Genomic DNA, 6,306 nt, shown 5'->3' with positions numbered 1-6,306 from the left:
GGCAAAGACCTTTCTTGGGACAAGGTGCCGGCGGCCTCCGCGTGTTGCGGGCGGGGGCCCGCCCGGGGCCCGGGGCCCCCCCCGCCACGGCGGTCCAGGCCCCGCACGGCGCAAGTGGTACATCCGGCGGGACGGTCGTAGCGTCGAAGGGAAGCACACACGGCGGAACTGGTGGGAGCGACCATGCGCAGACCAGCGGTGGGAACGGCGATCGGACTCGGAGCGGCCCTGCTGCTCACGGCGGCCATGACGACGGCCTCCGCGACCGGGGCGACCGGGGCGGCACCGGCCGCCGCACGGACCGTCCAGCACCCCGTGCTGGTCGACTGCCTCTGGCACCAGCGGTTCCGGCCGTCCGACTTCCTGCTGGCCTGCGGTGACGGCAACAGCGTGCTCACCGGCATGCGTTGGACCCAGTGGAACGACAAGACGGCCGTCGGGCACGGCGTGAACGTGGTCAACGACTGCAAGCCGTACTGCGCGGCCGGCACCTTCCGCAAGTACCCGGTGACGGTACGGCTGGACCGGCCCACGGCCTGGACGAAGCACCCGAACGTCCGGCAGTTCACGCGGCTGAGCCTGAACTACAGCGGCGCGAAGCCGGCGGGATACACGCAGGTCATGAACTATCCGCTGTGGAACTGAGCGGACCCCGTCACCCGGCTGCGCGGCAAGCGGGGCCACGCCGTGCGCCGGGCGGGCGACGTCCCGGCCGGGGCTGACCCGGGCCGGGAGCGACGGCACGTCATGTTGGTGTGACCGGTACGCCGGAGCCTCGGGCTCCCGTCGAAAGAGGTCACATGCCCCGATTTCTCCGCCCGGCCGCCGTCGCTCCGGCGGTCGCGCTCGGCCTGCTCGCGGCGGCTCCGGCCGCGGGCGACGAGCCGGTCCTCTCCCGCCCGCACGCGATCGCGCACTTCGACCTGGCCGCCGGGCAGACGCCCGAGAACGTCGTCACCGAGCGGGCCGGCTCGGTCGACGTGACCTTCGCCTTCGCCCGGCAGGTCGCCAGGATCACCCGCGAACGGCGGGTGCGGGTGCTGGCGACGCTGCCCGCCGTGGACCACCCCCGCACTTCCCTGCTGGGCGGCGCCGTCACCCTCGGCCTGGCCCGCGCCCACGACGGCACGCTGTACGTCACCTACGCCACCGGCACCGACCGGACCGGCGTCTGGCGCATCCCGGCGGGCGGCGGCACGCCACGGCGGATCGCCCAGCTGCCGCCGAACGGCCTGCCCAACGGGCTGGCCCTGGACGAGCGGCACCGGGTGCTCTACGCCGCCGACTCGACGCTGGGCACGGTCTGGCGCATCCCGCAGGCAGGCGGCACGGCCACGGCCTGGTCCACGGACACCGCGCTGCGCGGGCTCCCGACGCCGGCCGACGGCTTCGGCGCGAACGGCGTCAAGGTGCACAAGGACGCGGTCTGGGTGACCAACAGCGACCGCGGGACGCTGCTGCGCATCCCGGTGGGCACCGACGGTTCGGCGGGGGCCGCCGAGACCCGGGCCACCGGCCTGACCGGCGTCGACGACTTCGTCTTCCCCGGGCACTCGGACGTCGTGCTCGCCGCGCTGAACGCCTCCAACGAGGTCGTCATGGTGCGCCCCGACGGCACCCGCAGCACGGTGCTCACCGTGCACGACGGCCTGTCCAACCCGACCTCGCTCGCCGTCGCCGGCCGTGACGTGTTCGTGGCGGGCAGCGCCTACTCCACCCAGCGCGACCCGAACCTGATCAAGGCGCGTCTGGGCGCTCACTTCGCCCGCTCCTAGCCGGGAAAAAAAGGGGGGAGAACCGGCGCGGGCCGGTCCTCCCCTCCCCCTCCCGCTGCCTCGCGCGAGGGCGGGCTCAGGCGATCTCGACCAACAGGTCGCCGCCCTCCACCTGCTGGATGTGGTTGATGGCGAGCCGGGAGATCCGGCCGGCCTTCGGGGCGGTGATGGTGGCCTCCATCTTCATCGCCTCGATCGTGGCCACCGTGGCGCCCGCCTCGATCTCCGCGCCCTCCTCGACGGCGAGGGTGACGACTCCGGCGAACGGGGCCGCCACATGGCCCTGGTTGGCGCGGTCGGCCTTCTCGGTGGCCGGGATGTCGGAGGCGGCGGCCCGGTCGCGGATCTGGATGGGCCGCAGCTGGCCGTTGAGGCTCGACATCACCGTGCGCATGCCGCGTTCGTCGGCCTCGCCGATGGCCTGCAGCTCGATCAGCAGCCGGACGCCGGGCTCCAGGTCGACGGCGTACTCCTTGCCCGGGCGCAGACCGTAGAAGAAGTCCTTGCTGTCCAGGACGCTGGTGTCACCGAAGGTCTGGCGGTGCGTCTCGAACTCCCGGGTGGGGGCCGGGAACAGCAGCCGGTTCAGGGTCGCGCGGGGGTCCTTGGCGAGGCCCTCGCGGTCCTCGGCGGCCAGTTCGGGCGTCGGCTTGGCGGCACCGCGGCCCTGGAGGGCCTTGGTGCGGAACGGCTCGGGCCAGCCGCCGGGCGGGGTGCCCAGCTCGCCGCGCAGGAATCCGATCACCGAGTCGGGGATGTCGAAGGTGTCCGGGCTCGCCTCGAAGTCCTCGGGGTTCACACCGGCGCCGACCAGGTGCAGGGCCAGGTCGCCGACCACCTTCGAGGACGGGGTGACCTTGACCAGCCGGCCCAGGATGCGGTCGGCGGCCTCGTACATCGCCTCGATGTCCTCGAAGCGGTCGCCGAGCCCGAGGGCGACGGCCTGGGTGCGCAGGTTGGAGAGCTGGCCGCCGGGGATCTCGTGGTGGTAGACGCGGCCGGTCGGGGAGGCGAGGCCCGCCTCGAAGGGCGCGTAGACCTTGCGGACGCTCTCCCAGTACGGCTCCAGGTCCTCGACCGCGCGCAGATCGAGGCCCGTGGGACGCTCCGAGTAGTCGGTCGCGGCCACGATCGCCGACAGGGAGGGCTGCGAGGTGGTGCCGGCCATGGAGGCCACCGCGCCGTCCACCGCGTCCGCGCCCGCCTGGACCGCCGCCAGGTAGGTGGCCAGCTGGCCGCCCGCCGTGTCATGGGTGTGCAGGTGGACGGGCAGGTCGAACTCGCTGCGCAGCGCCGAGACGAGCTTCGACGCGGCGGGCGCGCGCAGCAGGCCGGCCATGTCCTTTACGGCCAGGACGTGCGCGCCGGCCTCGACGATCTGCTCGGCGAGCCGCAGGTAGTAGTCGAGGGTGTAGAGCCGCTCGTCCGGGTTGGACAGGTCGGCGGTGTAGCAGAGCGCGACCTCGGCGACGGCGGTGCCCGTCTCGCGCACGGCCTGGATGGCGGGGCGCATCTGGCCGACGTCGTTGAGGGCGTCGAAGATGCGGAAGACGTCGATGCCGGTGGCGGCGGCCTCCTGCACGAAGGCGTCGGTCACCTCGGTCGGGTACGGGGTGTAGCCGACGGTGTTGCGGCCGCGCAGCAGCATCTGGAGGCAGATGTTGGGGACGGCCTCGCGCAGCGCGGCCAGCCGCTCCCAGGGGTCCTCGGCGAGGAAGCGCAGCGCCACGTCGTAGGTGGCGCCGCCCCAGCACTCCAGGGAGAGCAGCCCGGGCAGGGTGCGGGCGACGACCGGGGCGACGGCGAGGAGGTCCCTGGTGCGCACCCGGGTGGCGAGCAGGGACTGGTGGGCGTCGCGGAAGGTGGTGTCGGTGACGCCGATGGTCGGCGACTCGCGCAGGGCCCGCGCGAACCCCTCGGGGCCGAGTTCGACGAGCCGCTGCCGGGATCCCGCGGGCGGCTCGCCGGCCGGCAGCGCGGGCAGCTTGGAGGTCGACTCGATCAGGTGCGGGCGCTCGCCGTGCGGCTTGTTGACGGTGACGTCCGCGAGGTAGGTGAGCAGCTTGGTGCCGCGGTCGGCGGAGGTGCGGGCGGTGAGCAGGTGCGGGCGCTGCTCGATGAACGAGGTGGTGATCCGGCCGGCCTGGAAGTCCGGGTCGTCGAGGACGGCCTGGAGGAAGGGGATGTTGGTGGCCACGCCGCGGATGCGGAACTCGGCGACGGCACGCCGGGCGCGGCCGATGGCGGCCTTGAAGTCCCGGCCCCGGCAGGTGAGTTTGACCAGCATCGAGTCGAAGTGCGCGCTGATCTCCGTACCGGCGTGGGTGGTTCCGCCGTCGAGCCGGATGCCGGAGCCGCCCGGCGAACGGTAGGCGCTGATGCGGCCGGTGTCGGGGCGGAAGCCGTTGGCGGGGTCCTCGGTGGTGATGCGGCACTGCAGGGCGGCGCCGTGCAGCCGGACCGTCTCCTGGGAGAGCCCGAGGTCGGCCAGGGTCTCGCCGGACGCGATGCGCATCTGGGCCTGGACCAGGTCGACGTCGGTGACCTCCTCGGTGACCGTGTGCTCGACCTGGATGCGGGGGTTCATCTCGATGAAGACGTGGTTGCCGTCGCGGTCGAGGAGGAACTCGACGGTGCCGGCGTTGCGGTAGCCGATCTCGCGGGCGAAGCGGACGGCGTCGGCGCAGATGCGGTCGCGCAGTGCGGGGTCGAGGTTGGGCGCGGGGGCCAGCTCGATGACCTTCTGGTGGCGGCGCTGGAGCGAGCAGTCCCGCTCGAAGAGGTGGATGACGTTGCCCTCGCCGTCGGCGAGGATCTGCACCTCGATGTGGCGCGGGTCGACGACGGCCTTCTCCAGGAAGACGGTCGGGTCGCCGAACGCGGAGGCCGCCTCGCGGGAGGCCTGTTCGATCGACTCGCGCAGCGCGGCCGGCTCCTCGACCCGGCGCATGCCCCGGCCGCCGCCGCCGGCGACGGCCTTCACGAACACCGGGAAGCCGATCTCGTCGGCGGCGCGGACCAGTTCGTCGATGTCGTTGGAGGGCTGCGAGGAGCCGAGCACCGGTACACCCGCGGCGCGGGCGGCGGCGACCGCGCGGGCCTTGTTGCCGGTCAGCTCCAGCGTCTGGGCGCTCGGCCCGACGAACGTGATGCCCGCCTCCTCGCAGGCGCGGGCGAGTTCCGGGTTCTCGGAGAGGAAGCCGTACCCCGGGTAGACGGCGTCGGCACCGGCCCGGCGGGCGGCGGCGATGATCTCCTCGACGGAGAGGTAGGCCCGTACCGGGTGCCCTGCTTCTCCGATCTCGTAGGCCTCGTCGGCCTTGAGCCGGTGCAGTGAGTTGCGGTCCTCGTGGGGGAAGACGGCGACCGTGCGCGCGCCCAGTTCGTAGCCCGCGCGGAAAGCGCGGATGGCGATCTCTCCACGGTTGGCGACCAGCACCTTGCGGAACATCCCTGGATCCCTTCAGCCTGCCGGCGACGAACACCATGGTGTCAGCCGCGCCCGTCCGTAGCCCGCGCAACATTAGGGGCAACCCCCATCGGCTGAAGTGCGAAAACCATCACATTGCGTCGTTGGACAGTTCGGCGGTCAGGCCGCGTGAGACACGGGGTTTCGGGGAATGCGGAAGGGTTGGGGATCGTCAGGGAAGCAGCCTGAGCGACGGGACGGGGTGGTGCTGCGGGTCGGGCCGTGGTGCGGGCGGGCCTGGCCTGGGCGGGGACGGCGGGGTGCCGAGTCCCTGGGCGGGGAGGTCCGCGCGGCGGCGGACGGGGATCGGCGGCCTTCGGCCGCGCAGCAGGCCGAGGACGACCGCCGTGGCCACCGCGATCAGGTGCTCACGGCCGGCGAGGTTCGGCACGGCCAGGGACTCCCACACCATCGAGCCGCCGGTCAGCGCGAAGACGACGGGCGCCCGGCGGACCACCGCCAGATAGGTGAACAGCCCCACCACCGCGGCGGACGGCCCCGTGTCGAGGATCCGGCCTGCCTCCGGAGGCAGGCCGAGGCCCCACCAGCCGGGGCCGAGCGCGACCATCGTGCGGGCCGCCATGGTGCCGGCCAGAGTGGTGAGGTAGGCGACGGCGAGGGTCCGGGCGCGGCCGAGGACGAGTTCGGCGAGGGCGAAGGCGAGGAAGAGCTGGGTGATGCCGGCCCAGACCGGGAGGTCGAGCGCGGGCACGTAGAGCGAGACCGGGGTGCGCAGCAGGGCCAGCCACAGCGGGAGGTCGGCGGTGACCCCGCCGAGGTGCCACACGAGCCGCCGGCCGCCGGGGTGCTGGGCGATGCCGTGGAAGAGGATGACGCCGGACGCGGCCACGAACGCCAGCACGATCCCGGACAGGCCGCGCCGTACGAGCTGCCGCAGCGGCTCCGTGACGATGCCGTGCCATTCGCGGCGCAGGGTGCGCCCTGCGAACCGGACGGCACGCGCGGCCGGCGTCCATCGGTATCCGTTCCCCGTCATGAAAGGCATCGCCCCCTCGACACCGGCCTCGGGCCGCCGGTCCTGCGCCCCACGACAGCCTCTCC

General features: G+C 73.3%; 4 protein-coding genes. 2 read left to right on the top strand and 2 right to left on the bottom strand.

What is annotated here, in order from left to right; all coding sequences use genetic code 11:
• Positions 1-183: 183 nt before the first annotated feature.
• Together ACIRQ9_RS13845 and ACIRQ9_RS13840 are read left to right on the top strand one after the other, a co-directional pair.
• Positions 184-645 carry a hypothetical protein gene (locus tag ACIRQ9_RS13845; RefSeq protein WP_404171387.1) on the top strand — a complete coding sequence of 154 codons (462 nt, stop codon included), beginning with the start codon at positions 184-186 and terminating at the stop codon, positions 643-645.
• A gap of 155 nt (positions 646-800) precedes the next feature.
• Positions 801-1,775: a hypothetical protein gene (locus ACIRQ9_RS13840; protein ID WP_404171384.1), complete on the top strand. Its 975-nt coding sequence runs from the start codon at positions 801-803 to the stop codon at positions 1,773-1,775.
• Between the two features lie 76 nt (positions 1,776-1,851).
• Here ACIRQ9_RS13840 and ACIRQ9_RS13835 read toward each other — a convergent pair whose 3' ends face one another.
• Positions 1,852-5,226 carry a pyruvate carboxylase gene (locus tag ACIRQ9_RS13835; RefSeq protein ID WP_404171381.1) on the bottom strand — a complete coding sequence of 1,125 codons (3,375 nt, stop codon included), beginning with the start codon at positions 5,224-5,226 and terminating at the stop codon, positions 1,852-1,854.
• Between the two features lie 190 nt (positions 5,227-5,416).
• On the bottom strand, positions 5,417-6,241 hold the full coding sequence (locus ACIRQ9_RS13830; RefSeq protein ID WP_404171378.1) for a hypothetical protein: 825 nt from the start codon (positions 6,239-6,241) through the stop codon (positions 5,417-5,419).
• Positions 6,242-6,306 lie beyond the last annotated feature (65 nt).

The sequence above is a fragment of the Streptomyces sp. NPDC101237 genome (assembly GCF_044767465.1).
Taxonomy (GTDB): Bacteria; Actinomycetota; Actinomycetes; order Streptomycetales; family Streptomycetaceae; genus Streptomyces; species Streptomyces gramineus.
Note: the sequence above shows the minus strand (reverse complement) of the source record. Positions and strands in the feature narration are given on the sequence as shown.

Bases quoted from the DNA above. Each gene is read 5' to 3' on its own strand.
- ACIRQ9_RS13840 (WP_404171384.1), top strand. From the start codon at position 801: ATGCCCCGATTTCTCCGCCCGGCCGCCGTCGCTCCGGCGGTCGCGCTC.
- ACIRQ9_RS13845 (WP_404171387.1), top strand. From the start codon at position 184: ATGCGCAGACCAGCGGTGGGAACGGCGATCGGACTCGGAGCGGCCCTG.
- ACIRQ9_RS13835 (WP_404171381.1), bottom strand. From the start codon at position 5,226: ATGTTCCGCAAGGTGCTGGTCGCCAACCGTGGAGAGATCGCCATCCGC.
- ACIRQ9_RS13830 (WP_404171378.1), bottom strand. From the start codon at position 6,241: ATGACGGGGAACGGATACCGATGGACGCCGGCCGCGCGTGCCGTCCGG.